We start from the raw sequence: 26739 nt of genomic DNA on the forward strand, positions 1-26739 counted from the left end.
TTAAAAGAGTCTCTAGATTGTAAAATACAATAGAAAGACAAGCTTTACAATTACTTTAAAATGAAAAATAAGTCTCTTACATTTGAAGTGGATCATTACACAACACCTGTTGTGCTTATATCTCAAAAATCTAACAGAAGAATAACAATCAAATAAAGAGACTTATTTCATAATGTGTGACTATTGTGGAGATATTTTCATTGCATTTATATAATAAAATTTATTCCCATTAGTATTGGCATCACCTGCAGAAACTTTTAAAGTAATTTTTCCATCAGCATCAGCTTGTACATTAGAAATACAAACAGTATTGGTGGCATTATTTGCAGCATCTAAACTTGCCGTTTGCGTGGTAGCACCAACAAGCGTATAATCTGTATCTCTATTATCACTTACGCCATTTCTTGAACCAAAGAAACAAAACTCATAAGTACCATTAGATTGAAAACCTGTGAACTCTATTATACTTTCTTCTAATGGAGGGTTTGAGCCCCAAGCCAGTGCATGAGAATAATAGTTAGAACGCGACACTTCATCAGACATATTTAAATCTGTTGTTGTAGAACTTGCTCCTGAGGTATTATTTACGCCTCTAAAACGACTTGTTGTAGTAGCAGCAATACCTGTGAAATCTCCATTTGGATACAGAATATTTGCGATACCAACACCTTCTAAGTGGCTTGAATATGCATTCCATCCTACCGGATTGTTTGAGCTAGCAAAATTGATAAATACAGGTTCTGAAATAATACCGTTTCCTCCTGAGGTTTCGTAGTCTGTTAAAACGGTTATTTCATTTGGGTTTAATACGGCTTCATGGGCAGCCTGTTGTGCTAATTCTCTATAATAAAGTGAAATTCCTTCTGCTTCGTAAGAATTACCTATTACAGACTCACCAAATAACATTTCGAACCAGGTACAAGATGCCACGTATTGACCTAAATCATTTAAGTGATATCCATCACGTGTAAAACCGTCACCTAAAAAACTAGTTCTTCCATTTTGTATAGCAGTACCTGCAGGTATGACCATATTTGTAGGCATTAAATTTACAGCTTGGTTGTAAGCCGAAGTAATACCATCAAACATTGTCATTTGGTCATTGTTATAGTTTGCGAATCCAGAATGGGTTGAGTTTTGCGCATAAGCCCAAGTTTTATGTAATATATACTGAGTACATGGATTTGGGTCATAACCTTTTACAGCGTTATACACAGTCGGTAATGGGTTAATATAGGTGTCAAAAAGACCAGAATCATAACTCGCTTGTTGGAAACTAATAAAGTCCCAGTTTTCGTCGTTTACGGCATCAGATATTGAAAAGTTAGATGTCACAGTTCGGGTTCCGTCTAAAGCAATTTTTCTATAGCTATAGCTGTTTGAATTGCTCGTTGCATTTGATGCGTGCGTATCTAAATTAGCAGAACCTATATACATGTTCCCAACGATTACTTGCTTTCCTGCGGCATTAGCGATACCCCAAAAATAAGCTTCTAAGGCATCTTCTGAAAAACTATTTCCTATGGCTAAAACCTTTAGAATTCCATCATTTTCATCATCAATAATTATTTCCACAGAAGATGAAACCTCACCATCATCGGATTCTAAACTCATAGTAACAGTCCCTTCTGAAAGGGTTTGAATATCAACCGCAAATGTTAAAGGATCTACCGAGAACTCTACCATACCAGCTGGTTGTGCTGTCCAAGTATAGCTTCTCGCCGGAAAAATAACACTATTAAATTCTGGCACAATAGTATATTGGCAACTTGTCATTAAGGTTATGCTTTCTGGTATTATAGCTTCTGTTTCAACATTTAAAGTTTGCTGACTTCCTAATGGTGTAATGTCGTCTTCTTTGGTACACGAATTAAGATTGATCAATAAAATTACGCCAATACAAAATCGCGTCAATTTCATTAAATTGTTGGTTGTTAGATTTTTCATAATTATATTTATTTAGTTAATATTTATTTTTAAATCCAAGTTTAAAAACATCGTTATAAATAGAGTTATAAAATGTTTCATGTTTATTTTACAAATATCACATCACTTGGTTTAGAAATTCCGTTTTCATTATAGGCCTCAATGTTAAAATAATATGGTGTATCACGATCTAAACACCTCATAAAATGAGTATTAGTATCGTAAACTTGCCATGATTGGTACAACTTATTTGGTGCAATGCCCCAACGTATATTATAGCCTTGTGCATCTTTTACTGCGTCCCAAGAAAAGGAGGCATCTCTACGATCTTTTTCTCGGGTTATTTTAAAATTCGTTACCTGTTTTGGTGGATCTCCCAAGCCTAGTCCAAACACTCTTATTTCGGACATAGCAAGGTTATTTCCAGGGACTTTAATATTATGGTATCTTACATATTTGGCTTTCACGGGTTGGTCTAATACGATGTAAGCATTTGGCGTATCTTTAAGACTTTTACGGTTATCTACAACTGTTTGCCAAGTATTTCCATCTTCTGAAACCTCTATAGTAAATTGATGTTTTAACCCTTCTACACGTGTGTAAATGCCAGAATTATGATCGTGGAAATTTAATTGAAGCGCATTTATGTTTCCTGTATTTTGCATTTCAATGATTATCCATTGTTTATCGTTATTAGCTTCTGCAACCCAAAAGGTTTTTGGATTTTCATCGGTTAGTACTTTAGATTTAATATTGCCATGTATATCTTTTTCTGTTGGCAATTCTGTGACTTTTACCTCCTCGTCATTAGATGTAAATTTTTCAACTTGTTTTAAGGAAGAAGACACCGTTACGATGCCTTTATAAGACAATAGCATCCATCCGTTATGTTGCCCAGCTTTTGTAGGATGGTTTGGTCCATAGCGTGGATAATCACCATATTCTGTAATAGAGTACATTAGACCATCGTCATCAAAATAGGTAGGAAACATGCACAATCGACGTTCCCATTGCGCATTAGAAGCTAATGCCATGGTGGCAAAATGCCAATATTGACCGTTGGTTTGTTTTACCGTAATTCCATGACCTGCACCATTAGTAAATCCTCCAGGTTTAAAACTCATAGGATTACTTTTCATATATTCATAGGGACCAAGAGGTGAATCGCCAATATACACGCCATCTGCGTAAACATTAAATTGTGTGCCAGGTGCTGCATACTGAAGGTAATATTTTCCGTTGTGCTTGGTCATAGAAGCACCTTCCATATAACCTTCTTTAAGCGTAGGATGAAAGTTGTTTTCGCCAAAACGTTCCCAACCGTGTTCTTCTTCATTTAGATTTATTAATTCTTTTCTGGTACCAGTTTCTAAAAAACGATCATCTTTATTTAGCATTTTTACATGGAGTGGATGCACATTAGAAGAGCCCCAAAATAAATAGCTTTTTCCATCATCATCAATAAATAATTCTGAATCTTGAATATTGTTTGAAATTGAAGCTGTAGGTGTCCACATTCCTTTTTTAGGATCATCTGTATATAAAATACTACCATAGCCTGCAGGATTGCCAGCAAAGTAAACTAAAGAGTCCTTGTAATTAAAAGCTGTTGGTGCATTGCTGCCTTCAAAAAACCATTGTTTAGGTTTAATAAAATCCCAATGTATCAAATCGGTAGAATGCCAATACCCAAATGATCGAGTAACGAACATATAATACGCTCCTTTAAATTCTATAACTGCAGGATCTGCTCCAGAACGGTAAGATTGATTTCTGCTAGAATTGTAAACCATATATGTATAATCTATATCTAATGGATTGATATAGGTTTCAAATCCCTTTTTTAGTGCTGCTTTTTCTTCCGCATTTAAGGACTGATCTATAGTCTGCTTTTTATCGTTGTTACACGAAAAAAGTAGCGTTATAGTAAAAAGAAAAAGTAATTTTTTCATGATTTATAGTTTAATATCTTTATCTGTAATTGGGTCATAAGAGGTTCCTGTATGGCCTCTTAAACGTTCAAATTGCTTATAAGATCCTTTAATTTTTTCGGTTGAAGAATGTTCAAAATCTGTAGGTGTTACCTCGTATTTTTTTTGAAGTTCTGCAAGTTTTGAAATTAATTTTGATTTAATATCTTCATACTTCGGATTATCAATTTGATTATTAATTTCGTTAGGATCTTCCTCTAAATCATACAATTCCCATGTATCAATATCATCATAAAAATGCATCAATTTATACCGTTTGGTCCGAACACCATAATGCTTTTTAACCATATGAAATGCTGGGTAATCATAGTAGTGGTAATACACAGCATCTCTAAAATGATCACCTTTATAGGTGTTTTCTAATAAGGGACGTAAGGATTTACCTTGCATATCTGAGGGAATATCAACTTGAGCATAATCTAGAAAGGTCTCGGCAAAATCGAGGTTTTGGGTTAATGCATCAATTACTGTACCTGCTTTTATAGCATTAGGGTATGTTACCAATAATGGCATTGCTAAGGATTCTTCATACATATAGCGTTTATCAAACCAACCTTTTTCTCCTAAATAAAAGCCTTGATCTGTCGTATATATTACTATTGTGTTTTCTGTTAAGCCATTCGCTTCGAGAAAATCGAGTACTTGGCCAACACCTTCATCTACAGAAGCAATTGTAGCTAAATAGTCTTGTAAGTAGCGTTGTCCTTTGTAGGTAGCGAGTGCCTTACCTTTAAGATTAGCATTATGAAAAGCATCATTTTTTGCCTGATAAGCATTGTCCCATGCTGTACGTTGTTGGGCAGACATACGGTTAAAATCTGTTTTCCAAGGGTTCCATGCTAATTCAGGACGCCCTTTTGCTTTGGTCAATTTTAAATCATGACCTTCATACATATCTTTATATATCGTTTGTTGTTGTGTTTTAGAACCCAACGAGCCTTCATGAGCTGTAAAATAAGTGTCTGGTAATGGAAATACCACATCGTCATATATGTTGGCATGACGTAAAGCAGGCATCCAATTTCTGTGTGGTGCTTTATGTTGTAACATGACCATAAAAGGTTGGTTGCTGTTTTTTACAGATTCTAAATAAGCTAAGCCATCTTGTGTAATAATATCTGTAGCGTATCCATGAATCCGCGTTGTATCTACAACTTTGGTATTTTTATTGACCGAAATAAAATCGGGATTATAGTAATTGCCTTGATCTGTTAGAATATTCCAATAATCAAAGCCTTGTGGCAAACCATGAAGATGCCATTTTCCTATCACAGCAGTTGTATAACCTGCAGCTTGAAGTAATTTTGGAAACGTTTGTTGTTTACCATTAAATTGATCTCCATTCATCCTAAATCCATTAACTTGACTGAATTTTCCGGTAAGGACAACAGCTCGGCTTGGACCACATATAGAATTGGTACAAAAGTTATTTTTAAAAAGTGCACCTTCATTAGCGATTCTATCTATATTTGGTGTAGGCGCAAGTTTACTAATAGGATGACCATAGGCGCTAATGGCTTGTTCGGCATGGTCATCTGCCATAATGAATACGATATTTGGACGTTGTTTAAGTTCGGGTGCTTCTTCTTTCTTCAGATCCGCTTTACAGGATTGAAAAACTAAAAAACAACACAACAACACAACTAAATATCTCATTACTTTTTTGTTTTTATAATTTTAGTTTGAACCAACTCATTGTTGATTATAGCGCAATCAAAAAAATGAAATACTTTATCTAGTTCTTCGTAAGGTATTCTAGATATTTCGTGTCGTGCTTCTTTTACAATATTGAAATAAAACGACGTGTCAAATTCAACTAGTTTTTTGGCGATAACGTTAGAACCGTCTAATATAATATAACCATCTTTTGAAGGGTCACAGTAATGATGAGGTGCATTATCAAAAGGGACTAATTGATCTTTTGTTCCATGATATAAAACCGATGGCACAGCATTTTCTTTGGTAATATAGTTTGCATCAACGACGGCACCTGCGCATGAAAACATTCCTGCAAATTTTACATGCTTATATTTTTCTTTATCCGTTACAAAATAGTCTCTCATAAATACAGCATTGAGACTACCTTCTGCACCAGCACTGCTACCTCCTGCTATAATTTTAGAGGTGTCTATATGGAGTTCTTTAGCGTGTTCTACAATATATTTTGCCGCATCTAAAAAATCTATTGCGGCTTGTTTAAAGGTTTCTAACTTGTCATCTTTAGGACAATCACAGCCAAATCCTGTTGAGGTACCTTTTCTTAATAGACGATACGAAATAGAAATGCCTATATAATTTTGTTCTTTAGCGGCATATTGTACTAAACGTTCATCATCAATAAAATCTCTACTACCTACAGCAAAACCACCACCATGCATCCATAGTAACACGGGAAGTGAATCTGTTTTTTTTATGTTTTTAGGTGTATAAACATCTAATTTTAAAGTGTCTTTTCCTTTTATGGAATAGGTATACGTAGACTTTGTTTGCCCTGTTAGTTGCAGAGACACAAATGCTAATACTAGTATAAATAGCTTTTTCATTTAGTTTAATTTTTCAATTATCATTCCGCTAATTACGGGTTCACCTTCTATTGGCTTTAGCGTAATTGTTAATCCTTTTTCATCTTTTACGAGAATACTTGTCTCTAACGTAATGCCATATTTATCATTATAATGTTGAGACATATCAAAATGTTTTTCAACTAATGTTTCATTTATATAAATATTAAAAATGCGATGTTCGTTGTCCTTAGTATCTTCAATATCATATTTAAGGTTAAAAATAATTTGCTCCTTACGTTTTAATGTTGGCTCAACAAATAAAAGAGTCACTTTATACTTTCCATGAGGTACATCAACTTTATACGTGCCACAATCTGATAAAATGGTTTGAAAAACGCCTTCTAGATGTGAGTTTTTGATGTTATTTGAAATTAATTGTCGTTTACATTTTCCTGAGTTTTTGTCGTAGCCAAATAAGTTTTCTTTGTAAGGTCTGTCTGCTAAAAATGTTAAACCACTAGCGTCGTCATAAAAATTAATATGCGTACCAAGATTAATGGCCAGCGATTCTATTTGATTAGATTTTAAGTTGGTTATTTTCTTTACATTAAAATTAGCAGTGTCCGCAGTATTCTGGGACTCAATTCTTAAAGTTTGCAGTCCTTCGTTTAATGGTATTTTTATTTTTGCCACGCCAGAATTAAAGTTTACCATTTCAACGATTGTGTCATTTAAGAAAACGTTACCTGTTTTTTGATTTGAAAAAATGGTAAATTCATAAGGTGATTTATTAAATAAGGTGAGTTCTTTTTGATAGTTTGCAATATGAAGAATAGGCGTCTCTTGTTGTAAAACAGATTGATACCAATAATATATTTCTTTTGGTTTTCTATTGTATTGTACTAATCCTTTTTGATTTATATGAGGTTGAGATTCACCTCTAAATTCTGAACCAAAATCGGCAAAATTCCAAGCAGTCATTCCTGCAACAAAAGGGCGTTCTTTTACCTGTTCATAATAGCTTTTATGTAATTTTAATTGGTACTCTTCCGAATAATCATAGGTCATTGGTGTTTGTGTTGAAATTCTAACATCTGCGCCAGGACCGTATTCTGAAATCATAATAGAACGATTGGGAAATCGACGATGTTGGTCGTCTAGAAATTTTCCTAAGTCTTCAATTGTATCATAGTACCAACCAAAATAGAGATTCCAACCAATTAACATTGGTATATTGGCAATTTTAGTTTCGTTATAGATTTCATTAAAATGCAATGCCATAACCGTTATATGGTTTGGAGCAAGTTCTCTTGTGAGTGCTTCTAATTTTTCGGTAAGTCTGTAAGTGTCTTTTTTTAATTTTTCGCGATCTTCAGGTGCCATTTTTTTATCAAATTGTAAGCGTAAAAAGATCTCATTCATATAACCAAACATAACCACGGAAGGGTAATTATAATATTGCTTTAGATGCTCTTCTTGCATTGTTAATGCTGTTTCGAAAAACGCTTCAGAGTTAGTGACTAAATTTACAATTGGCACTTCACTCCATACTAAAATTCCAAGTTCATCACATAATTTATATAATTCTTTTGCGTGAGGATAATGCGCAAACCGAATGACATTTGAACCCATTGCTTTAATGAGCTGAATGTCTTTTTTTTGTAGTGCCATTGGTACGGCATTACCAAAACCTTCATAATCTTGGTGTCTATTCACACCAATTAATTTTAATGGTTTTCCGTTTAAAAAGAATCCTTTTTCTGGATCGACAGAGACCCAACGGAAGCCAAGATTTGAGAATTTTGAATCTAATATATGGCCGTTTTCATCAGTTAAAACAAGTTCTAATTGATATAGATAAGGGTTATCTGGTGACCAAAGTTTTGGGTTTTTAATTTCAGGAAATGTAACATCAATGGTTTTTGAGCTGTGTTTATCTATCTGAAACCGTTGATGTTCTTTTAAGACCAAATTACCTTGTGCATCTAAAATTTTGAGATACACATGATTTTTAGATTTAAGAGTAGCAAAATTATCTATTTGCATGTTTACTTTAACACCAGCCTTTTCTTCTGTTACATTGTAATAATTAACAAAGTAGCCATCTGAGGCAAAATCCTTTAAACTAAAATGTTGTTTTTTTACAGTGATTAATTCTACATCGCGATATATACCACCATAAAAAGTAAAGTCTGCATCTAATGGCGGAATATCTTTATTAAATGAATTATCTACAGTGACCTCAATAAGATTATTAGCGTCTAGTTTTACGAATGAGGTAATATTAAAACTAAAAGCCGTATAACCACCTTTATGCAGTCCTACCTTTTTACCATTAACATAAACAGTTGCGGTTTGGTTAACAGCATTAAATTTTAAGTATAGTATACTGTCACTTTCTTCTTTTGCTATGAAAATTTGTTTTTTGTAATAACCCAATCCACGACGATAACCTGCGGCATCATCAAAAGCATCATCACTGTTCCAGGTATGCGGAATATTAATAGTTTCCCAAGAAATTTTATCTTCAGAAAATTGCCAACTAGAATTTAAACCTTTAGTCTGTGCTGATATAGAAAATAAAGAAGCTATACCTAACGTTAGGGATAAGAAAAAAATTCTATATGGTGTTAAGTATAGCATATCTTGACAATCTAAACTATTATTTTAAGGTCTTCTAACGATTAAAAAACCGTGTTCTTTATGGTTGTTTTTAATTGAATTTTTAGTGTTAAATTTATTTTGTTAGTTCAAATTCTTTCATCAATTTAGTATTAGAATTAGTACCTACAAATACTTGAAATAGTCCTGGTTCTGCAACAAAATCTAATTGCGAATTATAGAATTTTAAATCTTCAACCGTAATGTTGAAAGTTACGTTTTTAGTGTCTCCTTTTTTGAGGTCTACCTTTTGAAAACCTTTTAATTCTTTTACTGGTCTGGTTACTGATCCTACGACATCCCTTAGGTACAGTTGTACAACTTCTTGGCCATCATAATCTCCAGAATTGGTTACATCTACAGAAACCTCAATCACACCATCCACACTCATGGAAGAGTTGCTAATAGTATAGTTAGAATATGTAAATGTTGTATAACTTAAGCCATATCCAAAAGGGTATAAAGGTTCGTTACGGATGTCTATATAATTACTTTTAAATTTTTCAAATTTTCCGTCTTCATTGCCTAATGGTCTACCTGTATTTTTATGATTGTAAAATATAGGAACTTGGCCAACATGTCTTGGGAAGGTTGCGGTTAATTTTCCTGATGGATTAACAGTTCCAAATAAAACATCAGAAATTGCTAAACCAGCTTCGCTTCCAGGAAACCAAGCATTAAGTATTGCAGGAACATTTTCATTTTCTTCGACTAATACGAGAGGGCGACCTGTAAATAAAACTAAGACTACGGGTTTACCTGTTTTTAACAAGGCGTTTAATAAATCTTTCTGTACTTGAGGAATACCCAAATCAGTTCTACTGCTACTTTCGCCACTAAATTCTGCAGATTCACCTAAGGTTGCAATAATGACGTCAGATTTTGCTGCGACTTTAAGGGCCTCATCTAACAATTGTTTATCGGTACGATGATCTCTAGGAATTGTTTTCCCAAACATTGTTGCCCGTGTTTCTAATTCTAAATTGTAATCAATATTACTGCCTTTAGCATATAATAAGGTTGCTTTATTGCCGATAACTTCTGTTAACCCATCAAAGACAGAATTTGATGCGTCTTGTTTTGTAGCAACACTCCAAGTTCCGGCCATATTATTACTAGCCTTAGCTAAAGGTCCTATTAAGCCAATAGTTCCGGTTTTTTTAATAGGCAGTAATTGAGCTTCGTTTTTAAGTAATACCATGGATTCTGAAGCAACTTTGCGTGCAAAAGCTTTGTTTTCTGGAGTAAAGATTTCCGTTTTAGATCTGTTTATATCACAATATTTGTAGGGATCATCAAATAGTCCTAATTGAAATTTTGCCGTTAACATTCTTCTTACGGCATTATCTATGTCTTGTATTGAGACTTTACCGTTTTCATAAGATGCCTTCAAGGTTTTTATAAACGCTGCAGGAATTGATGGTGAATCACCAGCCATATCCATATCTACGCCTGCTTTTAAAGCCTGCTCAGACACCTGGTATTTATCACCAACGCCATGTTGAGTCATTTCATAAATTCCGGTATAATCCGTTACCACAAAACCATTAAAACCCCAATCATCTCTTAACAAATTCGTGAGTAACCATTTGTTTCCGGTTGCAGGTATACCATCTATTTCGTTAAAAGAAGCCATTACAGAACCAACGCCTGCATCAACTGCTGCTTTATATGGTTCTAGATATTCGTTATACATTCTAATTTTACTCATATCTACCGTGTTGTAATCTCTGCCAGCTTCAGAGGCGCCATATAATGCAAAATGTTTAACACAAGCCATTAAGGTGTTATTTTTACTTAAATCATCTTGCTGATACCCTTTAACCATGGCTTCGGCAATTCTACTACCTAAAAAAGGGTCTTCACCATTACCTTCTGATACACGTCCCCAACGAGGATCTCTAGAGACATCAACCATCGGAGAAAAGGTCCAGTTAATACCTGCTGCACTTGCTTCGTTTGCTGCCACACGTGCTGTTTTTTCTATCATTTCCATATCCCAAGAGCTAGATAAACCTAAAGGAATTGGAAATGTGGTTTCGTAACCATGTATCACATCCATTCCAAATATTAAAGGAATACCTAATCTGCTTTTTTCTACGGCTATTTTTTGTACTTCATAAATCTTCTCAATGGTTTTTATATTAAATAAACCACCTACTTTTCCTTCTTCAATTCGTTTCCCAACATCAGAGCCTTTTGCAGAACCTGTAGTTATATCACCCGAAGTAGGTAAGTTAAGTTGTCCTATTTTTTCATCAAGCGTCATTAATTCTAAAATAGAGTCAACTTTTGAAGCAAAAGGGTTATCCGTATCTAGGTTAGCTGTATTTGCTTGGTTATTATTGGTGTTACAACTTGTAAGACATAATATAATAACAGCAATTGTAATCGTTTGAGTGTTAATTAATCTTATCATTATAATTATTTAGAATTTGAGAAAAGCCATTTTAAAAGGTCTGGTTCTGCAAACGCAGGATCCCAACTGTTGTGATTTGCAAAATCGTATAGTGTAAGTTTAGGAAATCCTCCTGCACTTATAAGCGCTGATGCCATATTTAAAGATAATTTTGGGTCTACCACATCATCTTTTGCACCATGAATTATCCATAGCGGAATTGTTTTGGCGTACGCCGTGACAGACTCCGGATTACCACCACCGCAAATAGGAATTGCGGCAGCAAATGTGTTTGGTTTTCTATAAATAATTTCAAAAGTACCCATGCCTCCCATTGATAAACCCATTACATAAATTTGATTAGTATTGGTAAAAGGCTTAGCCGTCATTTCATCTATTAAATCCATAACTAACGACATTGCTGTAGTTGGTTCTTCTTTGTATTTGTAATTAAATGTTGTTGGTTTTGTGGTACGATCTGCCTCTATTTTAGACCAGAAATCATTTCTTGGACATTGCGGAAAAATAACTATTGCAGGAAAAGAATCTCTTGTTGTTTCGTTTAGAAATAAATTACTTCCATGAGCAAGTTGCCTTTTATTATCACGGCCACGTTCTCCTGCTCCATGAAGCATTAGTATCAGTGGATACGTTTTAGATGCATCAAAATTCTTTGGTAAAAGCATTCTATAGTTTAGTGTATCTTGTTCTACTATATGTTGCTCATAGGTAAATAAGTCTTTTGAAGCTTGTGATTGTTGTGCTTTTAAAACACATGAGCTAAAAGACATAATGGCAATAACTAAAATTAAATACTGATGTTTCATGTTATATTATTTAATCTATTAATATGTAAATCCTAAAGTGTTTAAGCCGTTTTGAATGTCTTCATTTTGCATAAAATAATTCCATAAAAGGCCTGTTCTATAATTTTCTATCATAATTATTTCTGGTCCTTGGTCTATTGCCAAATAACGCTGAGTAACCCAATCATTATATTGAGGACTAAAGGCGTCATAAAAACCTGCTGGTCCTAACAAAGTAGATTTCTTACTGTAGAAATAATGCATAGCAGCGAGAGATTTTTCTGGTGTATAGGGTATAGAACTAATCGCTGCTGTAGGCGAAATGATTCCTAAATCATTATTGGGTTGATGCGCAGAATACCCTGTAGACCCATCTGAATTTCTACTATAACTCGCTGTTAATCCCCAACAATTTTCGCCATAGTCTATATAATTATTAGGGTTACTAATACAGTGTTGGTAATTGATGTTGGTATGGTTGAGATTTAAATCCCAATAATTAGCATACTGATCTGAGAGTCCTGTAGGATTTAATCCTAAAAACGAGTAATGTGCCCAAAATAATGGGCCGGTTCCTGAACCTGCGTGGTCTAGAATATGCGGAATATTATATTCGCTAGTTGTCGTTGTTATGCTTCCGTTACTTGCCCAACTCTCATGATAAACTTCTGGAGTTATGGAATAATTAGGAGATGATGCCCCTAAAATAAATGCTATTAACGTTTCGTTATAGCCTTTTAATTCTAGGTTAATTGCGAAACCATTATCTGGACTCCAATGCCAGTATAAGCTATTCTGATTTTGGGTGTACCAATTCCATTCCACACCTTTCCAAAGGGCATCGGCTTGAGTAGCCAAAGCAACTTCTTCTTCAGTTCCATTTTTAAAATATTCTTTAACGCATATTAATCCTTGAGCAAACAGTGCGGTTTCTACTAAGTCGCCACCATTGTCTTGATCGCTAAACGGAATAACATTTCCGTTTGTACCATCTATCCAATGCGGCCATGCACCATGAAAACGGTCTGCGGCTTCAAAAAAGTTTAAAATCTGACTTAATCTATCAAACCCTTGAACTCTAGAAATATAGCCTCTTTCTATACCAACTAGAATTGCCATTAGCCCAAAACCACTACCTCCCGTAGTTACTACGTTTTGACTATTGTTTGGATCATTTGGGTGATATCGTTCTCTAGCGGCACCTGAGTTTGATTCTGCATAATCCCAAAAGTATTTAAATGTTTCACGCTGTACTATGTTTAATAGTGCTTCGTCTGTTATGGTATCTACGATAACGGGATCATCATCAGTTGGATCTGGTTCAATATACCCTTGATAACTAGAACTATTGTCATCTTTACCACAGCTAAAACAAAAAATCACGAATATAAATAGGCTATAAAATCTCATATTTTTAACTCTTTTTATATTTAAAATTTAACTTATCTAATCCTGATTTTACATCTTTGTTTTTCATGAACAAATTCCATAATAAACCTGTTCTATAATTTTCTATCATTACCGGAATTGGTCCTTGATCAATCGCTAAATAACGCGGTTTATACCAATTAGATTCAAAACTAAAAGCATCATAAGGTCCGTATTGACCTATTAAACTGTCATGGTTTTTATAAATATTTTCAAGAACCTTCATACTTTCTTTGGGTGTGTATGGAAATGAAGATAATGCGGCTGTTGGTGCTATTACACCTATATCACTCTCTGGTCTATGTCCATGGTAACCATTAATTGAATAACTAGATGTTAATCCCCAAAGATTATCACCATATCCTTTAAATTGTTTAGGATTATCTACGGCGTATTTGTAATGTATTTTCGCTTGATTCTGAGTTAATTTCCAATAATCAGCATACTGATCAGATAATCCATTAGGGTTTAACCCTAAGTAAGAATAGTGTGCCCAAAATAAGGGACCAACAGGATGGGTATCATGCTCGTAGTAATTAAGCACTAAGGCTTCATCATAATATTTTTTATCTGAAACAATTTTACCATTTTTAGCCCAACCGAGATCATAAACGGATTTATCAATAGGGTAAGTAGGAGATGCAGCCGCTAGAACATACATAATTAAACACTCATTATAGCCGCCTACAGGGAAATTCATATCCCAACCATAGTTTGGTGACCAATGCCAATACAAAACGTTTTCACCACCTTTGGTATACCAATCCCACTCTACAGTTCTCCATAGTTGATCTATCTTATTAACTAATTGCTTTTCTTTATCGGTATTACCATTAAAATACTCAGCTACCGTCAATAAACCTTGAATTAAAAATGCGGTTTCAACAAGATCTCCTCCATCATCTTTTTTTCCAAAAGCAACAACTTTTCCAGTTTCTCCATTTAACCAGTGTGGCCACGCACCATGAAAACGATCGGCATTTTCAAGGAATTCAATATTTTTTAAAAAGCGATCTAAGGCTTCCTCTTTATTTATAAATCCGCGCTCTATACCAACCAATATGGCCATAACACCAAAACCACTTCCGCCAATTGTTATTGTGTTTTTTGGTGAAGAAGGATAGACATCATCTAAATGTAAACGCTCTCTTGCAAGACCAGAATTTGGCTCGGCTCCTTCCCAAAAATAGTTGATGGTTTGGTACTGTATAGTATCTAACAGGCTGTCTTCATGAAGCTCAACTTGAGGTAATGAGGCCATGTTAGCAGCGAGCTTTTCCTCTTGTTTACAGGAAAAGACCATGAAGCCCATGACTAAAATGGCTATATTAAATAGGGAAAATTTCATTTGTTATTTTTAAAATTTAACTGCATCTAATGCATTCTAGATGCAGTTAAATTGAGACTAATTCAAATAATAACGTGTTTTATCGTTTTGTTTTTGAATGTTAATAATTACCAATTAGGGTTTTGTACCATTTCTGGTGTTTGGTTTAATTGTAGTGCCGGAATAGGAAATAACTCGTGTTTGCCTATCTCAAAAGTTTTGCCATCAGAAGACATAGCACTTTGTGCTTGGCCAGTTCTAATAATATCAAACCATCGATCATGTTCAAAAGCCAATTCTAAGCGTCTTTCATTCCAGATATCTTGAAAAGTTGGAGACGTAATAGAAGCAAGGTTAACTCTATTTCTTACTCTATTTAATGGTGTAGATGCATCTGCGCCAATATGAAGAGCGGCTTCTGATTGAATTAATAATATTTCTGCAAAACGAAGAATTCTTACATTTTTATCACCATCGCTAGCACCTGCATTAGCACTAGAGTACGCTTTTTCATTGTACATAGGGTTTTCTGTTGATGCACTTACTTCTCTTCCATCCCACAATGTTTCTCCTGCGAAAATTATAGTTGCATCTCTTCTAACCGCATCACCTGCTGCGTTAAAAGCATTTAAAAGATTTTGAGAAGGAATGTTAAATCCCCATCCCCAACCACTGGTACCTCTGGCACCTTGAACTTGAGAATATTGTTGAACACCATGTGCAATAGATTCTCCTCTTCCTTGTACTTCAAAAAGAGATTCTATGCCGTTTTCTTGTGAAGCCCTCCATAGTTCTTCATAGTTAGGGTGTAAGTCATAGCCACCACCAGTAACCACTGCTGTTGCCATATCATAAGCATCTTGCCATTTTTCTTCATACAAGTAAACTTTTGAAAGTAAGGCTTGGGCTGCTCCTTGGGTTGCTCTTCCTAAGTCTACACTAGCATATTCACTTTTTGTTGGTAATAAATCAATGGCATCTATTAAATCTTGTTCTATAAAGGCATAAACATCTGCTTTAGGTTGACGTATAACGTAATCAATATGTTGCAACGGAACATCACCAAAAGAACGAACTAACCAAAAATAGTTTAGTGCTCTTAAAAATTTAGCTTCGCCAATAAGCCTATCTCTGTAGTTTTGATCTGATAAACCATAATCTGATGTGTAAGTTATTGCTATACTGGCTCTACCTATACTTTTATACCAGTGCTCCCACATGGCTAAGATTGATGGTCCTGTTGTAGTGTGCTCTAATGCATCTAATAAGTGCTTGTCTGCACCTGTATCTGAAGCAGAACTACCTTTATCCGCATTATCAGAAATGATTTCTGTAACTCCTAAATAAGAGAATGAATAGTCCCAATCTGTAAGCATACCATAGATACCATTGACCATTTCCTCTGGCTCTACAACGACACCACTATCAGCAGCATCAATTTCTGCTCTACTGTCTACATCTAAATAATCATCGCTGCAATTTGCTACTAAAAGCAAAGTGAAAAGCGAAATTCCGAATTTTATTGTTTTAAGTTTCATGTTCAATTTTTTTAAAGTTCAATATTTACACCGAATAAAAACGTTTTAAGCGTAGGGTACGCAGATAGTTCTATACCACCTGTACCTGCTGAAGTTCCAATGATTTCTGGAGTAAACCCAGAATATTTAGTAAACATAAATGGGTTTTGCGCTGTTGCGTATAGACGTATAGAATTAACGCCTTTGATGACATCTTTTAATGTATAACCTAATGTTATGTTGTTGATTCTAAAATAATCACCATCCTCTAAGTAATAATTAGAAGCATACGAATCTCTATTAGCGCCTGGATTTGTATTAGTAGATCCTTCACCAGTCCATCTGTAATTAAAGACGTCTGCTGTTACATTTTCACCACCATTAATTCGAGTTCCTTTTAAGCCATTATAGATTTTATTACCTCCTGCGCCATAGCCTTCTATAATTAAATCTAAATTTTTATAATTAAATCCTATAGAAAGTCCGTAAGAGAACGTAGGTAAATAATTACCAAAAAACTTTTTGTCTTTATCATCTATAACACCATCATCATTTAAATCTGAATATTTTAAATGTCCAGGAAGTGCTCCCGAAATACTTGCGTTGTTATCTATTTCATCTTGATTTTGCCAAACACCCTCAACTTCATACATCCACCAAGAATACAAAGGTTGCCCTTCTTCTAATCGTTTTGTAATTTGACCATTGCTTAAACTTCCGCCTACTTGTCCATCATATGCTGATTTTACATTTTCAACATTATTTTTGTTAGTAGAGAAAATAGCACCAACGTTATAAGATAATTCATCAGTGATGTTATCTCTCCATTTTAAATCTATTTCAATTCCTTTGTTTGTAACTTCTGCACCATGGTCGTAAAAACTACCCGAACCTTCCGTAGTATAAATAGGTGTAACTAATAAAATAGCATTTTTTGTATTTCTATCGTAGTAGTTAAATTCAGCACTAAGTCTATTATTAAGAGCTGTTAAGTTAAAACCAGCATTTAGTTCTTCTGTAATTTCCCATGATATAGGAAGGATTTCTGCACCATATGCTGCACCAAACACTAAATCTTGATTTGCACCAAACACATAGTTTACGCTACTACTGCCTGTGGCCGTTGTAATAGTTGTTTGATTAAATGGAACTCTTGAATTACCTACTCGTCCCCAACCAGCTTTTAACTTAAGAAAATCAATAAATGAAACATCAAAAAAGTCTTCATTGGAGATGGTCCATCCTGCACTTATAGCCGGAAAGTTGTCAAAATAATCTTCGCTATTATCATTTTTAAAATTACTTGAACCATCTCTTCTGATGTTTGCTTGTAAGAAATATTTACCGTCATAATTATACATTAGTCGACCAAAGTAAGATTGCTCTCTTGTTGGTGTAGAGTAAAATTGCGAAACTACTTTTTCATAACCGTCATCTGCAAAATTGATACTCCAGTAATTTTCTTGCGAAGGCACGCCGTAACCTAAGGCAAACATTGTAAATACGTCATTTCTTTGCCCTCTCGAAAAACCTGCGACCGCATTTAAATTATGGACGTCTTTAAATGTTTTTTCAAAAGTTAAAAACCCTTCTATATTGTATCTATAGCTTTCTGAGCTTGTATAAGATAAACTGTTGTTTGCATATGTCGTAACTTCGGGATTGTTGTCTTGATTGGTTTGAAATTCTTCATCCGTACGTGTTGGGTCACTTATTAACCAAAGTGCTCTAGTGTCATTAAAACTTCTATTTTGAAAATGAGTTTTTGTAGCGGTATATCTTGTCGAAGCTTTTAGGTAGTCAGTGATTTTAAAATCAGCTTGAATACTACCTTGTAAATCAGTGGTGTTATTTTCTTGGTTGGTGTACGCAACTGCAGCAACCGGGTTACCTACAGAGTTTAAAGACCCAATAACATCTGTGTCAGAGCCTAAATATGTAGCAATACCAGTGGTTTGGTTCCAAAAAGATTGACCATATTGACCGCTCTCATAAAATACAGGAATCACAGGCGCTTGTCTATAGGCTGAATTAAACGCATTAAAAGGTTTTGGTAAAGCTTTAATAAAAGAACCACTTAAGTTAGTGCTAAGTGTGATACGATCATTAAATAAATCTACACTATTATTAGCTCTAATTGTATTTCTGTTGTAATCATGATCCTCTAATACACCATCTTCACTATAATTATTAAAACTAAAAAAATACTTAATATCATCACTTGCTCCAGAGATCGCTATGTTGTTAGAATTACTAAATCCAATATCTGTTAACTCATCATACCAATCTGTGTCATATGGTTGTTCTGTAGATAAAAAGGTAGATGATCCACTCATAAATTGGTTTTCATTAAAATACCTTACGTATTGACTAGAGTTTGCCATTTCTACCGCATTTAAAATAGATTTGGCACTATAGTATGAAGATAATTGAACCTTCATTTTTCCTTTTTTACCACTTTTCGTCGTCACAATAACAACACCATTTGCGGCATTCATACCATAAATACTTGCAGATGAAGCATCTTTAAGAACATCAAAAGTTTCAATATCTTCTGGATTAATATTGGTAATACTGTTCACTTGTACACCATCAACAATATAAAGAATATCACTACCAGCAGATGCTGTACCGATACCTCTAATTATAATATTTGGCTCGCTTCCTGGCGCATTAGTATTAACAATATTTACACCTGTCATTTTACCCTGAATAGACTGTAGAGCGTTTACTGCAGGTTGTTTGGTTATTTCTGCTCCTGATACACTAGCAATGGCACCAGTTACTTCTTTTCGTTTTTGAGTACCATATCCGATGACCACCACTTCGCTTAGACTTTCTATATCATCAGCAAGTGAGACGTCAATTTTTGATTCGTCTTTTACGGTTACAATGGTTGTCTCAAAACCTATATAGCTGTATTCTATTTGATCTCCTTTATTTACTAATAAGGAGTAGTTGCCTTCAAAATCCGAGGTTGTACCAGTATTTGTCCCTTTAATTAAAATACTTACTCCTGGTAAAGGCATTCCATCACTTTTACTTGTTACAACACCATTAATTTCAATTTGCTGGGCAATGGCACAAATTGAAAAAAAGAGCATCAACAATAGACTGATTTTTGTTTTCATAAAATTGATTACTATTTAAATTAGACTGTTAGTTTATTTGAATGACTAAGTTATAATCTAATATTAAAACCTATTATCATCTATTTACATTTTAAATACGTCATACCTATTGCGTGGTGGTGAAAAAGTGTTAAGAAAACACTAATTGACGTAATATAAAACTATAAAAAAAAGGATTTCGATGGCGCGTGAATAGTAAAATGACGTATAAATGACGTAGTAAAAGTTACGAATTAGGCAATTATTTATTATCCATTTTTAATATTTAATAAATAATCTGCCAAAGAAATATCATTTTCTAAATTTAATTTCTTTTTTAATCGATATCGATGAGTTTCAATACCTCTTACTGAGATATTCATAAGTGGAGCAATTTCTTTAGATGAAAGATTCATTTTGATGTAGGCACAAATCTTTAAATCTTTGGACGTAAGTTTGGAATGTTTGGCTTTTAATGTTTCGAAAAACTCATCGTGAACTTGACTAAAATTATTTTCAAAAACTTCCCATTCATCTTTTAATACAATTGAATTATCTAATTTTTTCACAATCCTTTTAAAAGAATAGTAGTTATTAAATCCTTCTTTGTTGGCCATTAAGTCTTTTTTGATGTCTTGAAGTGTTTCATTTTTCTTAACTAAGGCCATGGCATTATTAGCGAGCTGTTTGCTTTTTAATTTAATTTCATTTTGCAAGGACTCGTTTTTTAGCTGTACGATACGTTTTTCATTCTCTAAAGTTTGTTCTCGAAGCAATTTTTGTTGTTCTTTCTGATATTTTATCTTAATAAGACGTTGCTCTTTGGCTATTTTTCTATTGTGTAGCGAGTAGAATATAATGATCACTAATACTGCTAATAGCACATATAATAAATAGCCAATTGTATCTCTATACCAAGGCGGATAAACTTCAATGGCTATAGATTCAATTGCTGATGCATTACCTGTATTATCACGCGTTCTTAACAGCATATTGTAGTTGCCATCTGTTAGGTTGGTTAGTTCTATTTTATTTCCATCTATGTTATACCACAAACTGTCCGTAATATGTTCGTTTTCGGGTGACACTATATATTCAAAATGGTGATTTAAAGATTGTGAAGATGATAATTCTAGGGTTAAACGTTCTTTAAAATTGAATCCCAATCCTTGAGTTATTGCATCTCGTGTAACGGCCGGATTCCCACTAATATGTATAGACTCTAATTTGGGTTTATATAATTTAATGTCGGTGCTTAATGTTCTATTTATCACCATAAAACCGTTATCAAGATTTAAGGCATAGATGGAATCGCTAAGTTTAGATATATTTTCATAGCCAACTATAAATCTGTTTTTAAGAAAAACATCGTTTAAAAAAAAGTCTTTATGTGAATCATTAAAAGATGTAAATTTTATAAATCCATCTTTATATTTTAGGGCAATGAGATTAGTGTCATCTCCAGAAATAATATAACTATTCTTACCGAGTCTTTGATTTAACAAATCATACGGAATTATAGAATCTAAAATAGGTTCATAGCGTTGCCATCCTTCGTTAGTTTTAAAACTGATATTATTACGTATATTATAAACACGTACATTGTAATTAGAACTGAGACCTTTATTTTGGTACGTTTTAACTGAGGTTATAGAACCAAAATTCTCATCAAAAGTAATTTTAGATACACCTTTTGTTGCATGAGCAACCCAAGCGGTTGTCGGGTTTTCAAAAACTAAAAAACGAGCAGGTATTGTAGTTTCTCCAAGATGTTTAACCTTCCAAGTACCTTCAATTTTTTCAAACTTTACTAAACCAGAATATGTACCTTGTATATAGGTGTGTTTTTTTTCTGGTAATTTTTTAATAGTCCATCCTCCTGTATAACTAGAAATTAACGTTAATTTATCCTCATCAACAATAAAGGTACCTTCATTATGACCACAGAAAAGTTGATCTTCAATTATTTTTAAGTCCCAAACCTGTCCTTGTGAACCTTCTATAAAATGTAGTTTGTCATTTTCATTTATTCTAAAAAGTCCAGTATTACTACCTATGTAAATTTGGTCTTTATATTTTACAACATCATACACAGCTCCAAGTTTACCTGTTTGGTCATTGAAAAAATAATGTTGGCTGTCTAGGTTTATTTTAGATATTCCGTTATCTAATCCCAACCATAAATTATTAGATTTATCTATATATTGCCCTAAAACGGTATTATTAAGTAGTCCGTTTTCTTTACTAACATGAAATTTTTTGTTGCCTTGGTGGTCTGTTAAAAACAAGCCATCTTTTATGGTTCCAAAAACCATATCGCCATTTAATAATTGCGAAAACTTGTTAAGTTGATGGTGTTTTATTTCTTCATCTATTTTAAACCCTGTAGGTTTTAGCTCATTATTCTTTAGAAAATAACTGCCCTTTAGTGAGGTCAATAAAAGTAAGTTGTCTTTGTAATTTGTAAGTGAAACTATTTTTGTGTCACGAAGTACTGAATCAAAAAAAAAGGGTTTTAAAGCATTATTTTCTAACGAAAATATTCCTTTATTTAAGGTGCAGATGTAGAGTTTGTTGTCAATAACATTACTAGAGATAATAGCACTTTTAGGACTTAATTGAAGGACACTATTAAAATCATAGATATAGATGTTTAAAAATGAACGAAACACAATTTTATCTTGAAATTTCACAATTTGCCAGATCTCTTCGTTTGGTGAAATTTGAGATTTTATTTTTTCGCTTAGAGAATTGTATATTAAATTACCAAAGTCGTCTTTTTTCCAATAACCAAACTCTTCATAAGAGCCTGTAAATACAATACCTTGATCTGTAAAAACAGAACGTATTGTTGTTTTATTTGGTAATTGATAAAACTTCCAATAGATACCATCATAAGCCAATAAGCCATTGTGATTTGCCACAAAAACATTACCGTCATCTGCTCTTATTATATCCCAATTTTGATTTCCAGCTTTGTATTCGGCTATGGTATAATTATGCGCATTTGGTGAGAATTGACCATAAGCTTGCGTTAAAAACAATATAAAAAAGGATAATATGTATACTGTTTTTCTCAATTTTTAGGGAAATCAATGTTATTAATATAGTGTTTTAATTAGGCCATGAACGAAAGCAACAATTAAGGCGACTCATTATTTATACTATTACTTTAGGTAAAAAATAGTCTTTAAAATTAACAATTTAAAACCATCTATTAAATTATAGTCCTTAGTTATTTTTTAATTTTTAAAAGACATAAATTGAATGCCATCAAAGACATGGTTGCAGTAATTCTTGTTAGAATTCTTAAAATATTGGAAATGAAATTATAATAATATAAAATTTACAGCTTCAATTTCATTTCTAAATAAAAATCAAAGTAGAAGTTTTTAAAACGGATTGCCTTCGTTATATTTGATTAGATATAACGCTCGCATTAGCATGATTTCAGTTCAACAAGCATTAGATATAATTGATAGTTTTCCGAATACTTTTTCTTTTGAAGAAGTGCAGCTTCAAGATGCATTAAATTTGGTTTTGTTTGAAGATGTGTTTTCGCCTATAAACATGCCACCATTTAGACAATCTGCTATGGATGGTTACGCTATTCAATATTCAGAAGCAGAAACATATACGGTTGTGGACGAATCTAAAGCAGGCGATTCTAAAAATTATACACTAAAACCAACGGAAGCAGTTCGGATTTTTACAGGTGCCTTAGTGCCAGACCATGCAGATACGGTTATTATGCAAGAACATGTGGAGCGTGTAGATACATCTATACAAATTCAAAAAATGCCTTCGCAATTTGCTAATATTCGTAAGACTGGCGAGCAAATTAAAACAGGAGATTTAGCTTTAAAAAAAGGCACAAAACTTAATGAAGCAGCTATAGGTTTTTTAGCCTGTTTAGGTATAACCACTGTTTCGGTTTATAAAACACCAAGCGTCGCAATTTTAGTGACTGGTAACGAATTACAACAACCAGGAACAGATTTAGAAATCGGAAAAATATACGAAAGCAATTCCGTAATGCTAAAATCAGCCTTACAACAAGCCGGAATAAAAACGATTGAAATCATCGCTGTAAAAGACGATTACCAAGCAACTAAAACAAGTATAAAAAATGCTTTAGAAGAAAATGACATCCTTTTAGTTTCTGGTGGAATTTCAGTTGGAGATTACGATTTTGTAAAAGAAGCCTTATTAGAAAACGACGTTGAAGAATTATTTTACAAAATCAACCAAAAACCAGGCAAACCATTGTGGTTTGGTAAAAAACAAGACACTTATGTATTTGCATTACCAGGAAATCCGGCTTCTGCGTTGACCTGTTACTATATCTATGCGCTTCCATTACTAAGAAAAATGTGTGGTTATAAGTATAATCACTTACAAAAGGTAATAGCAAAAAGTAAGTCAGCGATAAAAAATCCATCTCAAAAAACGCTGTTTCTCAAAGCTTATCTAGAAGGCGAATGTGTTGAGATACTTCAAGGTCAGAGTTCAGCGATGTTATACACTTATGCAATGAGCAATGTGTTGATTTGTGTCGATTCTGAAACAGCTGAAATTAACTTAGGAGATGAGGTTACCTGTATAAAACTAGACGTATAATGGAAATAAAATCGAGACTTTGGATAGAGAAAGAAGGCAAACCCTTTATTGGTTTTGGGCGTATAAATTTATTGAAGCAAGTTGATAAAACTGCCTCAATAAGTGCAGCAGCAAAAACTTTAAAAATGTCTTATAAAAAAGCATGGAATCTACTCAATGAGATTGAAACTCTAGCAGAACAACCCGTTTTAGTAAAAAATATTGGAGGTAAAAATGGAGGCGGAACTCAGGTTACAGACTATGGAAAATCGTTAATTCTTCAATTTGAAACCTTAAACCAAAACTGTATTAATTTTTTAGAAGCTGAATACAAGAAATTAGAATTATGAACATAATGCCTACAGAAATATGGGTCATTTTCTCTATTGCTTTAATTGGCATAGCATTTCTATACGCAAGTGTTGGCCATGGAGGTGCAAGTGGTTATATCGCTTTAATGGCAGCGTTTTCGTTTCCTGTAGATTATATAAAACCGACTGCTTTAATCTTAAATATTTTTATTTCCGGAATCTCATTTTGGTACTTTAAAAAGCACAATCATTTTAAGTGGAAACTATTTTATCCTTTTGCAGCTGCATCTATTCCTGCTGCATTTTTAGGAGGTTATATTACAATTGATGCGCAAGTGTATAAAATAATCTTAGCTGTTTTTTTATTAGTTGCTATCTTCAGAATTGTGTTTGCGTCTGAAGAAAGTAGAACCATTAAAGTTGAATTTAAAATCCCTTTCGCCTTAGGAATTGGTTTTTTTATTGGCTTATTTTCAGGAATGATAGGTATAGGAGGCGGCATTATTTTAAGTCCAATTATCATCCTTTTAGGTTGGGGAAACATGAAAGAGGCTGCAGCAGTTTCGGCACTCTTTATTTTTGTGAATTCCGTTGCAGGCATTTCTGGTTATGCGTTTAATCATTCCATTTCAGTAGCATCCTTCAAATTAATTCCAATTGCACTTATTGGAGGGTTTTTAGGTGCTGTTTATGGTAGTCATAAAATCCCAAATACAGTTTTAAGAAACATACTTGCCGTTGTATTATTAATCGCTTGTTTTAAACTGACATTGATATAAATGAGTACTAAAAATAACATATCAGTTTATATTTTATGTGGTGGATTAAGCTCACGTATGCAAGAAGAAAAGGGACTTGTTTTGTATAAAAACAAACCATTTGTAGCACATATTATAGAAGCTGTTCTTTCTATTAGTGAAAGTATAGTTCTAGTCACAAAAAACGAAGAATATAAACAATTTGGATATCCTTTAGTTGCAGATATTTACGAAAACAAAGGACCTGTTGGAGGCATTTATTCGGCATTAAACCATTCAGCAAACGAATTCAATCTGATTTTAAGTTGTGATATCCCAAACATAAAAACGGCTGTTTTAAATACGTATTTGCTACAAAATTTTCGAAGCCATTCCATTTCCTATTTAAAAGATGATGAAAGCCATTATCCATTAATCGGAATGTATTCAAAACAAATAACGTCACTTTTTAAGGCGGCAATTTTAGAAAATAAACTAAAGCTTTTAGACCTTATAAAAACGACGGATTATAAAACTATTCAGATTAAACCTGAAGCTAAATTAGCCGTAAAAAACATAAATACAAAAGAAGAATTAACAGCTTTAAGCCAATTAAAATAATGACAGAACACACACAAAAAAGACCTAAGGTTGTATTGGTTGGCGCTGGACCAGGAGACCCAGAATTGCTAACACTAAAAGCCGTTAAAGCGCTCAACAAAGCTAAAGCTGTTTTGTACGATGCTTTGGTAAACGAAACTATTTTAGAGCATGCACCAAATGCGGTTAAATTGTTTGTTGGCAAACGTAAAGGTGCACATGCTTATTCGCAAGATGAAATCAATGATTTGTTAGTAGAATACGCTGAAAAATACGAATACATTGTTCGGTTAAAAGGTGGCGACCCATTTGTCTTTGGCAGAGGAAAAGAAGAAACCGATTACTTAGAAACCTTTGGTATAAGAACCGCAATTATTCCAGGAATCACGTCTGCAATTGCTGTTCCTGCTGCCATTGGTATTCCTGTAACACAACGAACGGTTACCGAAAGTTTTTGGGTTATTACAGGCACTACATCTAGTAGAAAACTGTCTGAAGACGTAAAATTTGCCGCTAAATCTTCGGCTACTGTAGTTATTTTAATGGGAATGGGAAAACTAGCTGAGATTGTTTCCATTTATAAGCAAAACAATCGCGAGAATTTACCCATTGCAGTCATTCAAGATGGTACAAAAACAGACGAAAATTCTGGTGTTGGTACCATAAATACTATTGAGGCTATTGTAGAAGAGAGGCAATTAACAAGTCCTGCAATTATTATCATTGGCAATGTGGTTAATGGTCATAAAAGTGCATTAACTTATTTTAAAGAATCGTTTATGGACGACGATTTTATCTATCAAAATTTAAATATAAATCCATAA

17 protein-coding genes are annotated in these 26739 nt (G+C 33.7%); 5 read left to right on the plus strand and 12 right to left on the minus strand.

Annotated elements, in window-relative coordinates; genetic code table 11:
• Positions 1 to 180: 180 nt before the first annotated feature.
• The 12 genes from HNV08_RS01110 to HNV08_RS01165 all read right to left on the minus strand — a co-directional run bounded on the left by HNV08_RS01110 (position 181) and on the right by HNV08_RS01165 (position 22748).
• Positions 181 to 1947: a DUF4886 domain-containing protein gene (locus HNV08_RS01110; RefSeq protein ID WP_173279269.1), complete on the minus strand. Its 1767-nt coding sequence runs from the start codon at positions 1945 to 1947 to the stop codon at positions 181 to 183.
• Positions 1948 to 2030: 83 nt separating this feature from the next.
• A complete protein-coding gene (locus tag HNV08_RS01115) occupies positions 2031 to 3878 on the minus strand; it encodes a family 43 glycosylhydrolase (RefSeq protein WP_173279270.1) in 1848 nt (615 codons plus the stop codon).
• 3 nt (positions 3879 to 3881) lie between these two features.
• Complete coding sequence (locus tag HNV08_RS01120; protein ID WP_173279271.1) at positions 3882 to 5573, minus strand: sulfatase family protein; 1692 nt, start codon at positions 5571 to 5573, stop codon at positions 3882 to 3884.
• Positions 5573 to 6460: an alpha/beta hydrolase gene (locus HNV08_RS01125; protein WP_173279272.1), complete on the minus strand. Its 888-nt coding sequence runs from the start codon at positions 6458 to 6460 to the stop codon at positions 5573 to 5575. The genes HNV08_RS01120 and HNV08_RS01125 overlap by 1 nt, the downstream gene beginning before the upstream one ends.
• Positions 6461 to 9064 carry a glycoside hydrolase family 2 TIM barrel-domain containing protein gene (locus HNV08_RS01130; RefSeq protein WP_173279273.1) on the minus strand — a complete coding sequence of 868 codons (2604 nt, stop codon included), beginning with the start codon at positions 9062 to 9064 and terminating at the stop codon, positions 6461 to 6463.
• A 94-nt stretch (positions 9065 to 9158) separates the two neighbouring features.
• Complete coding sequence (gene bglX, locus HNV08_RS01135) at positions 9159 to 11501, minus strand: beta-glucosidase BglX (protein WP_173279274.1); 2343 nt, start codon at positions 11499 to 11501, stop codon at positions 9159 to 9161.
• A gap of 5 nt (positions 11502 to 11506) precedes the next feature.
• On the minus strand, positions 11507 to 12307 hold the full coding sequence (locus HNV08_RS01140; protein ID WP_173279275.1) for a carboxylesterase family protein: 801 nt from the start codon (positions 12305 to 12307) through the stop codon (positions 11507 to 11509).
• A gap of 18 nt (positions 12308 to 12325) precedes the next feature.
• The gene (locus tag HNV08_RS01145; RefSeq protein ID WP_173279276.1) at positions 12326 to 13696 is read right to left on the minus strand and encodes a glucoamylase family protein; all 1371 of its coding nucleotides are present in this window, start codon (positions 13694 to 13696) and stop codon (positions 12326 to 12328) included.
• Between the two features lie 4 nt (positions 13697 to 13700).
• Complete coding sequence (locus HNV08_RS01150; RefSeq protein ID WP_173279277.1) at positions 13701 to 15062, minus strand: glucoamylase family protein; 1362 nt, start codon at positions 15060 to 15062, stop codon at positions 13701 to 13703.
• Positions 15063 to 15169: 107 nt separating this feature from the next.
• Positions 15170 to 16579 carry a RagB/SusD family nutrient uptake outer membrane protein gene (locus tag HNV08_RS01155; protein ID WP_173279278.1) on the minus strand — a complete coding sequence of 470 codons (1410 nt, stop codon included), beginning with the start codon at positions 16577 to 16579 and terminating at the stop codon, positions 15170 to 15172.
• Between the two features lie 11 nt (positions 16580 to 16590).
• Positions 16591 to 19689, minus strand: a complete 3099-nt coding sequence (locus HNV08_RS01160) for a SusC/RagA family TonB-linked outer membrane protein (protein ID WP_173279279.1) — start codon at positions 19687 to 19689, stop codon at positions 16591 to 16593.
• Between the two features lie 248 nt (positions 19690 to 19937).
• Positions 19938 to 22748 (minus strand): helix-turn-helix and ligand-binding sensor domain-containing protein, encoded by a 2811-nt coding sequence (locus HNV08_RS01165; RefSeq protein ID WP_173279280.1) that lies wholly within the window; start codon positions 22746 to 22748, stop codon positions 19938 to 19940.
• A 364-nt stretch (positions 22749 to 23112) separates the two neighbouring features.
• Here HNV08_RS01165 and HNV08_RS01170 point away from each other — a divergent pair, with 364 nt between their 5' ends.
• From HNV08_RS01170 to cobA, 5 genes are read left to right on the plus strand one after another with little or no spacing between them, the layout of a single operon-like run.
• Positions 23113 to 24288: a molybdopterin molybdotransferase MoeA gene (locus tag HNV08_RS01170; protein WP_173279281.1), complete on the plus strand. Its 1176-nt coding sequence runs from the start codon at positions 23113 to 23115 to the stop codon at positions 24286 to 24288.
• Entirely contained in the window at positions 24288 to 24617 is a 330-nt protein-coding gene (locus HNV08_RS01175) for a winged helix-turn-helix domain-containing protein (protein WP_194241957.1), read from the plus strand. The genes HNV08_RS01170 and HNV08_RS01175 overlap by 1 nt, the downstream gene beginning before the upstream one ends.
• Positions 24614 to 25357 carry a sulfite exporter TauE/SafE family protein gene (locus tag HNV08_RS01180; RefSeq protein WP_173279282.1) on the plus strand — a complete coding sequence of 248 codons (744 nt, stop codon included), beginning with the start codon at positions 24614 to 24616 and terminating at the stop codon, positions 25355 to 25357. Before HNV08_RS01175 ends, HNV08_RS01180 begins: the two co-directional genes overlap by 4 nt.
• The gene (locus HNV08_RS01185; protein WP_173279283.1) at positions 25358 to 25936 is read left to right on the plus strand and encodes a molybdenum cofactor guanylyltransferase; all 579 of its coding nucleotides are present in this window, start codon (positions 25358 to 25360) and stop codon (positions 25934 to 25936) included.
• The gene (cobA, locus tag HNV08_RS01190; RefSeq protein ID WP_173279284.1) at positions 25936 to 26739 is read left to right on the plus strand and encodes a uroporphyrinogen-III C-methyltransferase; all 804 of its coding nucleotides are present in this window, start codon (positions 25936 to 25938) and stop codon (positions 26737 to 26739) included. Before HNV08_RS01185 ends, cobA begins: the two co-directional genes overlap by 1 nt.

Source organism: Winogradskyella eckloniae, from assembly GCF_013249045.1.
GTDB classification, from domain to species: domain Bacteria; phylum Bacteroidota; class Bacteroidia; order Flavobacteriales; family Flavobacteriaceae; genus Winogradskyella; species Winogradskyella eckloniae.

Bases quoted from the DNA above. Each gene is read 5' to 3' on its own strand.
- HNV08_RS01110 (WP_173279269.1), bottom strand. From the start codon at position 1,947: ATGAAAAATCTAACAACCAACAATTTAATGAAATTGACGCGATTTTGT.
- HNV08_RS01115 (WP_173279270.1), bottom strand. From the start codon at position 3,878: ATGAAAAAATTACTTTTTCTTTTTACTATAACGCTACTTTTTTCGTGT.
- HNV08_RS01120 (WP_173279271.1), bottom strand. From the start codon at position 5,573: ATGAGATATTTAGTTGTGTTGTTGTGTTGTTTTTTAGTTTTTCAATCC.
- HNV08_RS01125 (WP_173279272.1), bottom strand. From the start codon at position 6,460: ATGAAAAAGCTATTTATACTAGTATTAGCATTTGTGTCTCTGCAACTA.
- HNV08_RS01130 (WP_173279273.1), bottom strand. From the start codon at position 9,064: ATGCTATACTTAACACCATATAGAATTTTTTTCTTATCCCTAACGTTA.
- bglX (WP_173279274.1), bottom strand. From the start codon at position 11,501: ATGATAAGATTAATTAACACTCAAACGATTACAATTGCTGTTATTATA.
- HNV08_RS01140 (WP_173279275.1), bottom strand. From the start codon at position 12,307: ATGAAACATCAGTATTTAATTTTAGTTATTGCCATTATGTCTTTTAGC.
- HNV08_RS01145 (WP_173279276.1), bottom strand. From the start codon at position 13,696: ATGAGATTTTATAGCCTATTTATATTCGTGATTTTTTGTTTTAGCTGT.
- HNV08_RS01150 (WP_173279277.1), bottom strand. From the start codon at position 15,062: ATGAAATTTTCCCTATTTAATATAGCCATTTTAGTCATGGGCTTCATG.
- HNV08_RS01155 (WP_173279278.1), bottom strand. From the start codon at position 16,579: ATGAAACTTAAAACAATAAAATTCGGAATTTCGCTTTTCACTTTGCTT.
- HNV08_RS01160 (WP_173279279.1), bottom strand. From the start codon at position 19,689: ATGAAAACAAAAATCAGTCTATTGTTGATGCTCTTTTTTTCAATTTGT.
- HNV08_RS01170 (WP_173279281.1), top strand. From the start codon at position 23,113: ATGATTTCAGTTCAACAAGCATTAGATATAATTGATAGTTTTCCGAAT.
- HNV08_RS01175 (WP_194241957.1), top strand. From the start codon at position 24,288: ATGGAAATAAAATCGAGACTTTGGATAGAGAAAGAAGGCAAACCCTTT.
- HNV08_RS01180 (WP_173279282.1), top strand. From the start codon at position 24,614: ATGAACATAATGCCTACAGAAATATGGGTCATTTTCTCTATTGCTTTA.
- HNV08_RS01185 (WP_173279283.1), top strand. From the start codon at position 25,358: ATGAGTACTAAAAATAACATATCAGTTTATATTTTATGTGGTGGATTA.
- cobA (WP_173279284.1), top strand. From the start codon at position 25,936: ATGACAGAACACACACAAAAAAGACCTAAGGTTGTATTGGTTGGCGCT.